General features: G+C 69.3%; 12 protein-coding genes. 4 read left to right on the top strand and 8 right to left on the bottom strand.

The window, feature by feature from the left end:
- Positions 1 to 246 precede the first annotated feature (246 nt).
- The 3 genes from VFR64_16690 to fdhF are packed head-to-tail and all read right to left on the bottom strand — an operon-like array spanning position 247 to position 5,608.
- Positions 247 to 765: a DUF420 domain-containing protein gene (locus VFR64_16690; GenBank protein HET9491377.1), complete on the bottom strand. Its 519-nt coding sequence runs from the start codon at positions 763 to 765 to the stop codon at positions 247 to 249.
- Positions 762 to 2,903, bottom strand: a complete 2,142-nt coding sequence (locus tag VFR64_16695; protein ID HET9491378.1) for an NAD(P)H-dependent oxidoreductase subunit E — start codon at positions 2,901 to 2,903, stop codon at positions 762 to 764. Before VFR64_16695 ends, VFR64_16690 begins: the two co-directional genes overlap by 4 nt.
- Before the next feature lie 8 nt (positions 2,904 to 2,911).
- Positions 2,912 to 5,608 (bottom strand): formate dehydrogenase subunit alpha, encoded by a 2,697-nt coding sequence (fdhF, locus tag VFR64_16700; GenBank protein HET9491379.1) that lies wholly within the window; start codon positions 5,606 to 5,608, stop codon positions 2,912 to 2,914.
- A 95-nt stretch (positions 5,609 to 5,703) separates the two neighbouring features.
- On the opposite strand from fdhF, the gene VFR64_16705 reads away from it, so the two are divergent.
- Positions 5,704 to 6,132, top strand: coding sequence for a DoxX family protein (locus tag VFR64_16705; GenBank protein HET9491380.1), 429 nt, complete (start codon positions 5,704 to 5,706; stop codon positions 6,130 to 6,132).
- A gap of 15 nt (positions 6,133 to 6,147) precedes the next feature.
- Here the strand turns inward: VFR64_16705 and VFR64_16710 are convergent, their stop codons facing one another.
- Positions 6,148 to 6,273 carry a hypothetical protein gene (locus tag VFR64_16710; protein ID HET9491381.1) on the bottom strand — a complete coding sequence of 42 codons (126 nt, stop codon included), beginning with the start codon at positions 6,271 to 6,273 and terminating at the stop codon, positions 6,148 to 6,150.
- Positions 6,274 to 6,620: 347 nt separating this feature from the next.
- Between VFR64_16710 and VFR64_16715 the strand changes: the two genes are divergently transcribed.
- The 3 genes from VFR64_16715 to VFR64_16725 all read left to right on the top strand — a co-directional run bounded on the left by VFR64_16715 (position 6,621) and on the right by VFR64_16725 (position 9,814).
- Positions 6,621 to 6,944, top strand: a complete 324-nt coding sequence (locus VFR64_16715) for a hypothetical protein (GenBank protein HET9491382.1) — start codon at positions 6,621 to 6,623, stop codon at positions 6,942 to 6,944.
- Between the two features lie 1,618 nt (positions 6,945 to 8,562).
- Positions 8,563 to 9,042, top strand: coding sequence for a prepilin peptidase (locus VFR64_16720; GenBank protein ID HET9491383.1), 480 nt, complete (start codon positions 8,563 to 8,565; stop codon positions 9,040 to 9,042).
- Between the two features lie 199 nt (positions 9,043 to 9,241).
- Complete coding sequence (locus VFR64_16725) at positions 9,242 to 9,814, top strand: hypothetical protein (protein HET9491384.1); 573 nt, start codon at positions 9,242 to 9,244, stop codon at positions 9,812 to 9,814.
- 76 nt (positions 9,815 to 9,890) lie between these two features.
- On the opposite strand, the gene VFR64_16730 is transcribed toward VFR64_16725, so the two are convergent.
- The 4 genes from VFR64_16730 to VFR64_16745 form a co-directional block, all read right to left on the bottom strand.
- Positions 9,891 to 10,628: a retroviral-like aspartic protease family protein gene (locus VFR64_16730; GenBank protein ID HET9491385.1), complete on the bottom strand. Its 738-nt coding sequence runs from the start codon at positions 10,626 to 10,628 to the stop codon at positions 9,891 to 9,893.
- Positions 10,629 to 10,632: 4 nt separating this feature from the next.
- Entirely contained in the window at positions 10,633 to 11,499 is an 867-nt protein-coding gene (locus VFR64_16735) for a DUF362 domain-containing protein (GenBank protein ID HET9491386.1), read from the bottom strand.
- A gap of 119 nt (positions 11,500 to 11,618) precedes the next feature.
- A complete protein-coding gene (locus VFR64_16740; GenBank protein HET9491387.1) occupies positions 11,619 to 12,524 on the bottom strand; it encodes a prenyltransferase/squalene oxidase repeat-containing protein in 906 nt (301 codons plus the stop codon).
- Positions 12,521 to 13,429, bottom strand: a complete 909-nt coding sequence (locus VFR64_16745; protein HET9491388.1) for a hypothetical protein — start codon at positions 13,427 to 13,429, stop codon at positions 12,521 to 12,523. Before VFR64_16745 ends, VFR64_16740 begins: the two co-directional genes overlap by 4 nt.
- Positions 13,430 to 13,976 lie beyond the last annotated feature (547 nt).

A 13,976-nucleotide genomic window follows, 5' to 3' on the forward strand; every position in this document is an offset into this window, starting at 1 on the left:
AGGTGGAGCCGTGAACGCAGCAAAGGACCGGCCCCGGCGAAGGCATGTGTGTCCTCGGTGCGGGAGTCGCGCAATCGCTCAGGCGCACAGGCGCGGCGTGCTGGAGAGGCTGGTGTTGCGCCTCGTCGCTCGCCGGGTCTATGAATGTCTGACCTGTACATACCGGTTCTACGACCGTCCCAGCGCAGCCTAGGGTTCAAGGGTGCCCGTGGGCCCGGTTCGGCCGGCCGCACACGGGATCGCTTCTCAAGGGTGGTAGAGCATCCAGTAGATCAGGACGCCGGTCACCGATACGTAGAGCCAGACCGGGAAGGTCCAGCGCGCGATCCGCCGGTGGCGGGAGAACTGCCCGGTGAGCGCCCGGTAGATCGTCGTCAGGGCCAGCGGCACGATCACGGCGGCCAGAACGATGTGGGAGACGAGCAGCCCGAAGTACACGGGGCGGATCCAGCCCTGACCGGTGAAGGGGCGGGAGCCGGCATAGTAGTGATAGATGACGTACGTGGCCAGGAACAGCGTGGACACGCCGAACGCGCTCAGCATGCATACGAGGTGCGCCGCCACCTGGCGGCGGCGGATGAAGACGTAGCCGGCCGTCAACAGCACCGCGCTCGTCGCGTTGAGGGCGGCGTTCAGCGGGGGCAGCGCGGACACATCGATCGTCCCTCCCGGCTCCGGCTGCCGACCCAGCAGCAGCACGGCGAGCGCCGCCACCACCCCGGCCGACACCAGGCCGATGACGGAGAGGGCCAACCGCTCGTTCATCGAGCCTGCCCGCGGAAGGCCTCGCCGAAGTGTTCCAGCCCGCGCAGCAGCGCGATGGGCGCCGCCTGGCCCAGACCACACAGCGAGGCCAGTTGAATCGTCTCGGCCAGCTCGCGCACGCGCGCCTCCGCCTCCGCGCTCGCGGCCAGCTCGTCCACCATCGCGAGCAGCCGCGGCAACCCCTCGCGGCACGGCGTGCACTTGCCGCAGGACTCGTTGGCGTTGAACGCGATCAGGGCCTTGACGATCTCGACCACGGAGGCGCCCTCGGGCACGGCCACGATACCGCCGGTGCCGGGCGAGACGCGGCCGCGGGGCTCCATCGGTACATCCAGCAGGCCGGCAGGAACGATGCTGCCCGAGGGCCCGCCCACCACGGCGCCCCGCAGCCGCCCCCCGTCGGTCAGGCCCCCGCCGATGACCTCCAGGAGCGTGCGCAGCGTCACGCCGTTGCGCACCTCGACCACGCCGGGGCGTTGCAGCGGGCCCGATAGTCCGAAGACCTTGGTCCCCGGCGCCTGGGCAGTCCCCAGGGGGGCGAACCATGCGCCCCCGCGGGTCACGATGGCCGGCACGGCGGCCAGCGTCTCCACGTTGTTGATGACGGTCGGCCGTCCCCACAGGCCGGCCTCCACGGGAAACGGCGGCCGTGTTCGCGGCTGGGCTCGACGCCCCTCGATCGACTCGAGCAGAGCGGTCTCTTCCCCGAGCACGAAGCCCCCAGCCCCCCGGCGCAGCTCGACCTGGCAGGCGAAGGCGCGACCGAGCACGCGGTCGCCGACGATGCCCGCCACCCTGGCCTGGGCCACCGCCCGGGCCAACCGTCCGGCGGCCGCCCCGGCCTCGCCGTGTACGTAGAGGACCGCCCGCGAGGCGCCCGAGGCATACGCGGCGAGCAGGACACCCTCGAGCACGAGATGAGGATCCGCTTCCATGATGTGGCGATCCTTGAAGATTCCCGGCTCGCCCTCCTCGCCGTTCAGCACGACATACCTGGGCTGGCCGGCAGCCGCTCGGCAGGCCTCCCACTTGAGCGCCGCCGGAAAGAAGGCGCCCCCGCGCCCTTGCAGGCCCGCCGCCCTCACCGCCTCGATCACGTCGGTGGGCGAGCCGTCCAGGGCCTGGGCGAGCGCCGCGTAGGCGCCAGCCAGGAGCGCGTCGTCCAGGCTGGCGGGGTCGAGGAGACCGGCGCGGGCCAGGACGACCCGCTCCTGCGCCTCCCAGAACGGATGGCTCCTGGCGGGCACGAGCCCGCGCCACGGCCCGTCGGCCCACACCACCCCGCTGAGCCCTGCGGCGCGGAAGTCGCCGCGCTCGGAGGCGAGCTGATCGAGGAACACCCCCACCGCGCGGGCCTCGAGGCGCTCGACCACGGACCGCGGCCATCCGGGAGCGCGGAGCTCCACGAGGGGCGCCGCGTAGCACATGCCGTTGCACGCCCCCTCCAGCACGTCGATGTCGAGGCGGCGGCGGCGCGCCTCACTGCTGAGGGCCCGCCACAACTCCTGCCCGCCGACGGCGCGGCCGCACGTGCCCGCCTGAACGAGCAGCCGCGGGCGGGATGGGTGTGCCGAACGGGCCTGCTCCACGAGGGCCGCCACGTACTCGCGCGCCGTGCTCGCTCGGGGGACAACCCGCGCTGGCGGCGATGCTTCGGCGGCGCTCTCGTGGCGGCGCCCGTAGGCGAACCAGCCGTCCAGGCCGCTGACCTGGGCCTGGGGCACGCGACCGTAGAGCGCCCCGTCGACCTCGACCAGCGGCGCCATCGAGCAGGCGAAAAGACAGTCGGCGGCCTCGAGCGTCAGCTCGCGGCCCTCGCCGGCCTCGCCGGGGGTCGCCTTCCGCTGTCCCGCGATGCCGTCGAGGAGCGCCCGGCCGCCCGCCAGCGCGCAGGACACACCGGTGCAGACCCGGACGTGGTGACGGCCGTGAGGCGCCAGCCGAAGCTCCGGGTAGTGCGTGGCGACCCCCCACACCTCGCTGACGGGGACGCGCAAGTGCCCGGCCACCTCGGCCAGCGCCGATTCGGACAGGGTCCCGAGCGCATGCTGCACGGCCTGCAGGGCGGGCAGCAACCACTGACGCTCGCGCGGAAAGCCCGCCAGCACCCGCGCCGTCGTGTCGGAGGCGACCGCCACCTGGCCGCTCAGCCGCGCGCCCGCGAGGGCAGCGGCTCCACCCGCACGGCGCAGACCTTATACTCGGGGATCTTGGAGCCGGGGTCGAACGCCGGGTTGGTGAGGAAGTTCGCGGCCGACTCCGCGAGCTTCACGAACGGCACGAAGATGGCGCCCGGCTGCACGGCGTCGGTGAGCCGGGCCCGACCTGTCAGCTCGCCGCGGCGCGAGGTGACCTTGACGGCCTCGCCCTGCGCGATTCCCAGGCGTTCGGCGTCGGCCGGATGGATCGCCACCTCGAGATCGGGCGCCAGGGCCAGCAGGCCGGCGACGCGCCGGGTGATGGTTCCCCCGTGCCAGTGATAGAGGAGCCGACCGGTGTTGAGGATCAGCGGATAGCTCTCGTCAGGCAGCTCCGCCGCCGCGGCGGTTTGCTGCGCGGGGACGAACCGGCCCTTGCCGCGCGGAAAGGACTCCGCGTAGAGGTAACGGGTGCCCGGGTGGTCGGCGCTCGGACACGGCCACTGCAGTCCGCCTTCACGATCCAGCCGGGCATGGGACAGGCCGGCCAGGAACGGGACCAGCCGGGCCATCTCGTCGAGGATCGCCGCCGGCCCGGAATACGTGAACTGCCGGTCGCAGTCGAGACCGAGCCGGCGGCCCAGCCGCTTGGCCAGCTCGGAGGTGATCCACCAGTCGGGCCGAGCCAGCCCGGGCGGCGCCAGCGCCTGGCGCACGCGCTGGACCCGACGCTCGGAGTTCGTGAAGGTGCCTTCCTTCTCGGCGAAGGAGGCGGCGGGCAGGAACACGTGGGCTCGCTCGGCCGTCTCGTGCATGAACAGGTCCTGCACGACCAGCAAGTCGAGCTGGCCGATCGCCTTCTCGGCGTGGTGCAGATCCGGCTCGGAGAGCAGCGGATTCTCGCCCACGATGTACATCGCCCGCACGTCGCCGCTGAGGCAGGCCTCTACCATCTCCGTCACCACGAGTCCGGGACGCTCCGGGGGCCGCACGCCCCAGGCGCGCTCGAACGCGTCCAGGGTGGAGGCGGCGTAGGTCTGATAGCCGGGCAGGTTGGTCGGAATGCAGCCGGCGTCGCCGCAGCCCTGGACGTTGTTCTGGCCCCGCAGCGGGGAGACGCCGGATCCCGGGAACCCGAGCTGCCCGGTGACCAGCGCCAGGTTCAACAGCGCGTGAGCATTGTGCAGGCCGTTGACGTGCTGGGTGATGCCCATCCCCCACACGAGGCAGGAGCCGGCGAATGGGGGACGGGCGTACCAGCGGGCGGCCTGCCGGATGTCGGCGGGCGCGACGCCGGTCAGGCGCGAGGCGTAGTCGAGCGTGAACGGCTCCAGCGACGCCCGCCAGGCCTCGAACCCCTCCGTGCGAGCACGGATGAATTCCGCGTTGGCCAGCTCCTCGTCGAGGATCACCCGGGCCATCGCGTTGAAGAGGGCCACGTCCGTGCCCGGGCGGTTGGCGATCCAGAGATCGGCCTGGTTGCAGAGCTCGATGCGCTTGGGGTTGACCACGACGACGCGAGCGCCACGGCTCATGGCCCGGCGGAAGCGGATAGCGATCACCGGGTGGTTGGCCGAGGCATCCGCCCCCACGATGAGCAGGCACCCGGCCTCCTCGTAGTCCACGTAGGAATTCGAGGTCGCCCCGGAGCCCATCGAGGCCAGCATCGCCTCGACGGACGGCGAATGGCAGAGCCGCGTGCAGTGGTCGACGTTGTTCGTGGCCATCACGGCGCGGACCAGCTTCTGCACGACGTAGCCGTCCTCGTTGGTGGCCTTGGCGCTGGCCAGCGCGGCGAAGCGCCCGCGATGGCGGGCGAGCCCGTCGGCGGCCGTGTCCAGGGCTTCGTCCCAGGACACCTCGCACCAGCGCCCGTCGCGCTTGACGAGCGGCGTCGTGATCCGGTCTGGCGCGTGCACGAAGCCGGTGCCGAAGCGCCCTTTCACGCACAACGTGCCCCGGCTGGAGTGATTGCCCGGCACGTCGTCCGTCATCAGCGCCAGGCGACGATCCGCGCGCACGCCCAGCACGATCCCACAGCCCACCCCGCAGTAGGGGCACGTGGTCTCGACACGGCCGGCGATCTCGGCCGGAGCCTCTTTCGGCCGCAGCGCCCCGGTGGGACAGGTGGCCACGCACTGCCCGCACGACGTGCAGACGGACGAGGCCAGCGCCCCGTCGCCGGCCACCCCCACCTTCATGCGGTGGCCGCGTCCCAGCAGGGCGATGGCGCCGATGAGCTGGACGTCGTCGCAGGCGACGGTGCAGCGGCCGCACAGGATGCAAGCCTCGCGGTCGAGCACGAAGAACGATTTGGAGTCGTCGACCGCGAAGCGGTGGAGCGGCGCCGGCGTCGGCCCGCTCAGGGCATGGCGGGCGCACGCCTCACCGAGTTGGCCGAAGCCATCGCGGTCGGGACCGGACGTGAGCATCCCCCGCGTGAGCCGCAAGACGCCTCCCCGGACGCGGACGACGTCCGGGTCGTTCGTGCTCACGACCATTCCGTCCCGAGCCGGCAGATGACACGCCGCCGGCGTCCCCCGCACGCCCTCGACGCGGACCAGGCAGGTGCGGCAGGCGCCCAGCGGGGGACGATCGGGATCCTTGCACAACTGGGGCAGCGCAATGCCGAGGGCGTTGACCGCGTCCAGCACGGTCGCGCCGGCGGGCACCTCGACCGCGCGGCCGTCCACCGACAGCTTCATGCCGGTATTGTAAATCACCATCCGGGGGTCTCCGGCCCGCGTGCTACCCTCGGCCCGACACGCCAACCGGTGGTCGAGACAGCAAGGAGGCGCGCATGCGAGGGATCTGGGGCATCGATCCAGGTTGGGGGATCACCGCCGTGCGCCTGGCGGTCGGCGTCATCGTGCTGGTGGCGGGCTGGGCGAAGCTCATGGTCGGGATGGACGAGGTCACCGCCAGCTTCGCGCAGATGGGCATTCCGGCCCCGGGCGTGACGGGGCTGTTCGTCATGCTCGTGGAGATCGTCGGCGGGGCCCTGCTGATTCTGGGAATCGCGACACGCTGGGTCGCGCTCGTCTTCGCCATCGAGTTCCTCGTCACGACGCTCTATGTGAAGATCCCGGTCGGGCTCGCCGGGGCGCGGCTCGACATCATGCTGCTCGCCGGGAACATCCTGCTCTTTCTGGCCGGTCCCGGACGTGCCGCGGTCGACGCACTCTGGCTGGAGAAGCCAGCGACGCACGGCGCGCGCCGCACGGCCTGACCGGCAGCCGGAGAGTCAGGGCCCGCCGGTCTTCTCCTCGGTGACGAGCCCGGCGGTCGCCTCGAACTGGCCGGGCAACGGCAGCTGGGCGTGGAGGACGCCGCCGTCCGCCGGGCCCGGGCCTCGTCGGGGGCCCTGCACACCGTCAGCTCGGCGTAGCGCGGCTTCCCGCGGCCGCCCACCGCCTGGAGCTTTCTTGACCAGCTCGCGATCGGGCCCGGTCGTGATGAGCCCGTCGGCCGTCCGGCCGGCCAGTTGCGCCCCCTTGAAACCCGCCGCCCTGTGTAGATCTACCGGGCCGGGGCCTGATGGGACAAAGCTGATATCCTAGGCGCTGCATGGGCCCGGCCCTGATGGTCGCCTTGGGACTCGTCGTGGCGGCGCTGGCGGGGTGCGCCTCGTCCAGCAGCCAGGGCTTGCTGACCCTCGTCTCCCAATCGGCAACGCGCGGAATTCAGTTCGGTCACATTCGCCCAGGCGAACCATTGGTGACGCTCGTCGTGACCCAGGACCGGAGCGTGGTATGGAGTGAGTGCGCCGATGCGGGAGTGGCCGGTGGTCCGCTGCTCGGGTGTCAGCGGAGTCACGTCGTCCACGTTACGGCGGGACGAGCGGTGCAGGCGGTGAAGATCGTGCGGTATGCCGACGTGTTGCCCTCGCCGTTGGCGTTCGAGATCGAGGCCCACGAGTTGTGCCACGCCATCGCGGCAATTCAGTCCCTCGACGACCCGTGCCACACCGACCCGGCCGGGAGCATCAACTCCACCCGGGAGGTGACGCCTGAGCGCCATCTCCCGGGCTTGGAACGCTAGTGGGTGCGCCCGCGCGCGGTCGGACGATCAATCGTAGAGGCAAAAGCCAAATCCCGTCCCGACGGTGGGCTCGTAGTGCCCCCCGCAGGGTGGCAGGGGTTCGCGCGACCCCCGGACGACCCCGATGCCCGACGGCCCAGAAAGACCGCCACCAGCACTGACGAGACCTCCGCCTCCGCCGTCAGCACTTCCACCGCTGTCGCCAGCTCCCGCACCACCGCCCGAAGCGCTGCCCCCACCGCTGCCGCCGCTTCCCGTGCCGCCGGTGCTTGCGTCGCTGGAGCTCCCACCCGTGCCGCCGGTGCCGCCGTCGCTTGAGCCTCCACCCGTGCCGCCGGTGCCGCCACCACCGTGGCCGCCGTCACCACCACCGACGCCGCCTCCAGAAGTGGACCCGACGCCCTCTCCGCTGTTCCCGCCACCGGCACTGGCGCCGGGCCCGCTGCCGTCTTTGCCCCACACCAGACCGGGATCGACGGCGACGGGGAGAATGACGACCAGAGCGACGAGCGCTCGCACCAAAAATTTGAATGTGACCGGCCAATGGAAATTCATATGCTCCCTCCTTAGCTCGTGAACCAGTAGCCTCTCTTCATGAGGCACTTTTTAATGCCGTAGGCCTCGTACGCGTCGGTTGCTTCGAACTTGAACCGGCCGTCTTCGGCCAGGCTCGTGATGTGGGCGCCGCCCGGAGCGCAGTCTGCAAAGTCATCGAGGGTCCGTGTCTGCTGGGCAGTGAGGCCACAGCCGCTTATCAGAGCAACCGCCATCATCGTCAACAGTGCCCGCGCAATCATCGTCATCCTCCCGTCGGCGAATCCATAGCCAAGATCCTAGGCCACATGGTGGTCGCCCCTTCAGCTGGCGACCGCAGCTCGCATCGGGCTGGAGATAGTGCACACGGCGCACCAAATGGTCGACGCCGGCCAAGTCTCGCAATTGGCCGGAAACCCTGACGTTCGGCGCGACGGACACCACCATCACACCCCGCGGCCAATTCGCTCGTGATATGCGCTATTCAGAACCGGATAGTCGGCGCCCGGAATGGCTCGCGAGAAGCCGCCAAGGCTGCCTTCTTGGAGGCCCAGGCGACGATCCCCTGGGGATGCGCACCTGCAGCCTCGAAAGATCTCGCTCCTCGATTCACGCCTCAAATACAATCTCTACCCGTGGCTATGGATCATTTCCGCTCACCATCCGCCGCGTCTAGACCGATGCGTAATCTGCCCGCCCATACACGGCGGCAGGTGACCAGGCCCCGGCTCCTTTCGGGTTGCGGCCATCCTCATCGCACTGAGCGCCATATCAGCCACGACGATGAGGGCCGAGGCGGCTGCCATCTCGTCAGCCATGCGAGCTGGCGTCGTGGAGCACTCGTCACGCTACTTCGCCGGCCCGGGCGTTTGGAGCATTCTTCGGGAATGTAGGCGGCGGTGGACACAGCGTGGAAGATCGTGGACCGCTAGACCGCCCCGCTTCACAAGGAGCACGGCGACCAGATCCGCGGGCGGCGCAAGTCCCGCGGAACCTGAGGTCGACCGCAAACCCAGTTCGCACTTCGCCGGCGGACCTCGTCGCGCTGTTCGGCAAACCCGTACCTCTGTCGAGCCTCATCCTCGTGGCCGGGAGCCTGCTCATCGTCCTTTTCGCGCGGTCCGGCACGGCGGCCGAGGCCTGGGCCTTCGCCCCGCTGTTGGTCGCCCTCGCCGCGATCGCCGTTCTCGACGTGACCGCGCGGCGCATCCCCGACATCATCACGCTACCCGGACTGGCCTATGCGCTGCTCCTGGCTGTGCTGCTCCATAAACCACCTCTCGCTCGATCACTTCTCGGTGTCGTGATCGCCGGCAGCCTTGCCCTTCTGCTCTCGCTTGTCAGCCGACGACGGTTCGGTGGCGGTGACGTCAAACTGATGGTGGTCCTCGGGGCGGCGCTGGGCTGGGAAGGCGCCGTGGCGGCGTTCGTGGTCGCACACGCGGCAGGCGCCCTCGTTATCGTAGGTTTCCTCGTTGGGTGGCGACGATGGCCAGATGATCGCTTTCCGATCGGCGCCCTCATCGCCGTGGCCGGCGCCATGATCGGGGCGATACGGGGCTGAACGAGCATCGTCACGCGGCGGCAAGAGGAATCTGTATGGTCGCCACATCCCCTGTGAGAGCATATTCGCTGTGAGACCGTCGTCGTCGGTGGGGGGACGATGGGGCTGGTGTGTCGCTGCGGTGTGTGTCGCCGCCGTGATGTTGGCGGCTTGCCGCACCGGCGACAAAGACCGCGCTGCGGCGACAGCGCCCGCCTCGGTGTCCCCTCCGAAGCCGGCGGTTGCCGGCCCCCCCGAGTGGAGGCCGGGTGACCGGTGGGTCTACGAGTGGACGAGCGGTAGCGAGAGCGGCATCAAGACGGTGGACGTGATGGAGACACGAGAGGTGAACGGCGTCCGCTACTACGTCGTGCGCCTGAGCGACGTCGATCATTACTACACGTCTGAGCTCCACTGGGCGGCCGCCATCCGGAACTCGACCGTCGAGGCCCGGATGGTGCCGCCGCACCCCTGGTTCGTCTGGCCGCTAGCGGTGGGCCGTCGCTGGGGCTACCAGGGAACGTGGGAAGACCGGGGGGTGGCGCGTCCCGTGAACGACACCTTCGCCGTCGTCGCGATCGAGCCGGTGGAGGTACCCGCTGGCACATTCCGGGCCGTGAAGCTAGCCCGCGAGAGCTCTGGGCAAGCCCTCGATGAATATTGGTACGTGTCGGCGGTGCGTTCTTACGCCCGTTGGATCGGCAAGCGAGGCGACGTCACTTTTGAGGAGCGCCTCCGCGAGTACCGCGCTGCGCCGCGGCTGATTCCGGAGTCCGAGCCTCCACGGCCCTAGCCCGGCGCACCAGAACCCCGCCCAGCAGCGTCAATCGCCATCGCCGTGACATCGCTACGGTCGAACGGCTCTGCGTTCATCGCGGCCGCAACCTGAGGACCCAGTTCTCCGAGTCGAGAGTCACCACATAACGCGAGAGGAAGCTGTTTCCGAGGATACCGACCTCCCGGAGGTCGGCCGAGCCCAGCACCACCGCCGGAACGTTCGTGGCCTCCACGTCCCCCAGCCGAATGGACGAGATCCACACCAGCGGCCCCGACGTCCGTCCGTTCGCGGTCTGCAAATTCACGATCCGCGCGTCGCGCGGAGATCGTATGTCGAGCGCTTCTGCCAGCTCCGGGGACAGGGTGCACCAGGTCGCGCCGGTGTCGATCATGAACCAGGTCGTGCGCGAGTCGTTGAGGGTGACCTCGACCCACCAGACCCCGCCTGCCCTCTTGAGGGGCACGGCGATGACATCTCCGTCGGTGGAGGGCGCTGCTCGCCGTTTCAGTAGTGGCATGAGTGCCCGTATGCCGTCGGTCGCGGCCGCGGCGAGGCCGGCCGAGGGCTTCAGTGCCAGTGTGGTTTCGTACGCCTGAACGGCCTCCGACCAGCGCTCCAGCCGCGTGAGGGCAACGGCCCGATGATAATGGAACAGCGGCTCCCGAGGCTGACGCGCGATGGCTCCGGCAAACAAGCGCTCGGCCGTCGCGTAGTCTCCCCGAGCGTACGCGGCTTTTCCTGCCTCGTTCAGGTCTTCGATCGTCGCCGCGCCGGCGCCGCCGGCTCCGAATGCAACCGCCAGCCCGAGCACCATCAGTTGCAGAACCATCGCGTCAGCCCTCCTTGAGGTGCCGGAACGCAGCGACCACCTCGAAGTCTTGAGCAAAACGCTCGAGCGCCTCACCCGTCTGCTGGATTCGCTCTCGCTCGATGCAGCCCAGGAACTCGCCGGCCATCCGGAGATGCTTGATCCTGGTTGGATCGATCTTCATCAGGCGTGCCGCGGTGGCGTCCACGGCGACGCTGTCCTCGCCGAAGATCAGGATGCCGGCCGACCGCGGTTCGCCCTGGATGGGACCGTTCCCTTCCATGCCGACGATCCCGTCCACGATCGCGAAGCGGGGCATCGTCAACGTACTGTTGATATCCACGATGCTCTCGTCGACGCCGGCCCAGTGAAGGACGTTCTTCGGCCAGCCGTAGACCGCTCCCGGTATCGTGCCGAACATGTTCTTCATCGAGAGCGTCACACCCGCCCAGTGATGCGTCTTCAGCTTCGGTATCGAGACGACCAGATCCGCCTTCACGACGGTCTCGGGAAAATAGAGACGGCGTAGTGTCGTGAACCAGCTGTTCAGCCGCAGTGGTCTGACATCGTCGGTGTTGAGGTCGATGTAGCGGATGCGATGATCCCGGAGAATCGACTGGAGGCCAGAGGCCTCGAGCAGATATTCGTTGTCGCGCCGATGCCCGGGCCCTTCGGCCACCAGCACCTCGCGGGCTCCCAGCCGCCGGAAGGCCTCGATCGCCGCCGCGACGACGGCGGGATGCGTGTTGATGGCTCCCTCGGGGTCGAACTCGACGAAATTGGGCTTGAGGAGTACCCGCTTGCCCTGGACATTGAGGTGGAAGAGTCGGATCCCCTGAAGGACCGTGTCAACCAGAGGATGCGCGTAGCTGCCAGCAGCGAGGATGGCCACCCTCGATTCCGGCGCACGCCGATATGCGGAACGTGCCCACCGGGACTCCCTCGAACGTATGGGGAGGCCCCCGATCGCCGGGGTCATCAGTGAGGCTTGGAGGAAGCGCCGACGATCCATCATCGAGTGAAGTGGAAGGGGCCGGGCCCGTCACTCAATGCCAGCAACGCCAGCGCCATCGTTCTTGTCTCGCCAAGGAACCCCGTTCTCCGGAAGAGGCGCATGAGCCGCCGCCGCCATGCCGTCACCGGCTGCGCATAAATCGAAAGACAGAGAATCGCCCAGCTCAGGGCGAGGCCCGAAACGAGCTCCCCGGTCATGGCGACGAGCCTGGCCAGGCTGAGTTCATTTGCGGTGGCGGCGCGACGGTTCTGAAGCGCGATCAAGGCCAGGGCCGTCGTCTCGGGGTACGGCGGCAGCCAGACGCCAAAGGCCCTGGGGTTGCCGTAGTTCCAGCCTCCGCCGTCGGACATGCGATCGTACAGCAATTGCTCGCCTTCGTGGATGCGTGCGCTCGCCGATTCCAGCTCAACCGGGTTGAGACTCCGGAGAGCGATCAGCGAATAGGCGGTGGGCTCGACCCAGCTGAAGGCATCGGGCGTCCACGACCAGGCCGTGAGATCGGGGTTGAGCTCCACAGTCATCCTCGTCGGCGCCACCCGGTACAGGACTGACGCCAACCAACCCAGACGTCGACCCCGCTGCCCGAGCAGCCATCGGGCTCCCTCCCGCGCGCGCCGCCGGTGCGTCTCGAACGGCGCCAGGCCCAGCACGGCGAGCGCGGTGGCCCAGGACGGGGCGTCGACGTCGCGCCGAATCGGCCAGCTTCCGTCCAGTTTCTGGGCAGTGAGGAGCCAGGCGACCCCGCGGTCGATACACGCCTGAGGTGCACTCGCCTTCCACGTCGTCAACGCGACCACGGCAAGCGCCGTCGCCTCGGTATTGCTCTGCCGATCCGGAGTTGCTCCCCAGCCTCCATCGCTGTTCTGGGTCCTGACCAGGAAGTCGATCACCTCGTCAATCATCGGCGGAGCCCATGTCGGCCCTCGGTCCAGATCACCCCCTCGGGCATGCGGAACTTGGTGACCGTATCGACGCTTTCGACGCGCCCGGTAAACCAGTCATCCTGCTCCCAGATGACGCCCCACGGCAGAAGCACGCGGCCGAGGAGCAGCGGTCCGGCGCTCTCCGTCACGATCGGTCTTGACACCAGCGGGGCCAACTGCCCCGCCCGCGGCAGATAGAGGGTCGCGATGATCTCGCCGGCCGGGCCCGACCCGCGGTGGCGCAGAATGAACGAGTACACGCCAGGTTTGGGCCGGCGGAAATAGAAGGCTTGGGTCGAGCCCTCGTTGAGCCAGGTCACCGCGCGCAACGGGAACGTCCGGACCGGGGCATCGAGTCGGTCAGGATTGGACCGCCAGCGGGCCGTGAGATCGACCTGAACCCCGGCGTGGCCCCGTGGCCAATCGATCATCACGATGCCGAACTCGCTGCTGGAAGTCGAATGCACGGCGACGGTCGAGGTCCGATGCGCCGTTGCGCCATCGGCGTCGACCTCGGCGTGGATGTGAAGCGTCGAACCGGCGATGACGAGGGCCTGACGAAAGCGCCCGGACTGAACGGGCACGGCGATCCGCCGATCGTTGGCGACGAGCCACACCCTGGAGACCGAGGCGTCCTCCACCTCGCCTTCCACGACGACGATCGGCGGATCGTCGGGCGCGAGCCTCAGCCCATTCGCCGGGCTGGTGATGGCGATGCGCCTCGTCCTCGGCCAGACGACGGAGTCGCCTCGGCCCGGCCCACCGCTCGGCGGTGGCGCTTCCGCGATGCGGACGGCGGGGTCCGACGAGGGTCCGGCGATCTCCTTTCCCGGGGCATGGGGCAAGGGCATCGGCTCTGGCAGGGTGGGCGCAGGCTGCGGCACATCGACCTTCCGAGGCGCGTCCGGAACTGAGAACTCCGGAGGCGTTGGACCTTTCGAGGGTGCGGGGAACGTCTGGGCTTCGCTGCCCGATGCCACCGTCGGCGACGGTGGATCCGTGACGACGGCCACACGCTCGGCTGGCCTGGGCTTATCCTGGGGAACGGGAGCCTCTGCCGCCACCAGTTGGGATGAGGTCGCCTCGACCGCGTCATGAACCCCCACGACTGGCGTCGGCCCGACTACTGCGGGTAGCGCCGGCTCCGGGCGCATGGCTATTGGAGCGGGCAGAGGGCTCGCATCAGCATTCGACCGAGGCGCCGAGGTCGCGACCGGTTCGTCGACGGGCGTTGGACCTGTTTGAAGCGTGGGCGACTCCTCGCCTGTCCTGTCGGGCGGCCTGGGTGTCGTCGCTCGAGCCGTTACGACGGGTTCATCCTTGGCCGGTCCCGGGTTGCCTCGGACAGCATCAGCGTCTGGCACGGCGGCTTCCGGTACGTCTGCCTTTGGCAGCGTGCCTGGCTCGGGGTGCGCGGCCGTTGATGAAGCC

Source organism: Candidatus Methylomirabilota bacterium (genome assembly GCA_035709005.1).
Taxonomy (GTDB): domain Bacteria; phylum Methylomirabilota; class Methylomirabilia; order Rokubacteriales; family CSP1-6; genus 40CM-4-69-5.

What these genes read in the sequence shown, in the direction of transcription:
- VFR64_16690 (HET9491377.1), bottom strand. Translation starts at nt 765, where the DNA reads ATGAACGAGCGGTTGGCCCTCTCCGTCATCGGCCTGGTGTCGGCCGGG.
- fdhF (HET9491379.1), bottom strand. Translation starts at nt 5,608, where the DNA reads ATGAAGCTGTCGGTGGACGGCCGCGCGGTCGAGGTGCCCGCCGGCGCG.
- VFR64_16705 (HET9491380.1), top strand. Translation starts at nt 5,704, where the DNA reads ATGCGAGGGATCTGGGGCATCGATCCAGGTTGGGGGATCACCGCCGTG.
- VFR64_16730 (HET9491385.1), bottom strand. Translation starts at nt 10,628, where the DNA reads ATGGTTCTGCAACTGATGGTGCTCGGGCTGGCGGTTGCATTCGGAGCC.
- VFR64_16740 (HET9491387.1), bottom strand. Translation starts at nt 12,524, where the DNA reads ATGATTGACGAGGTGATCGACTTCCTGGTCAGGACCCAGAACAGCGAT.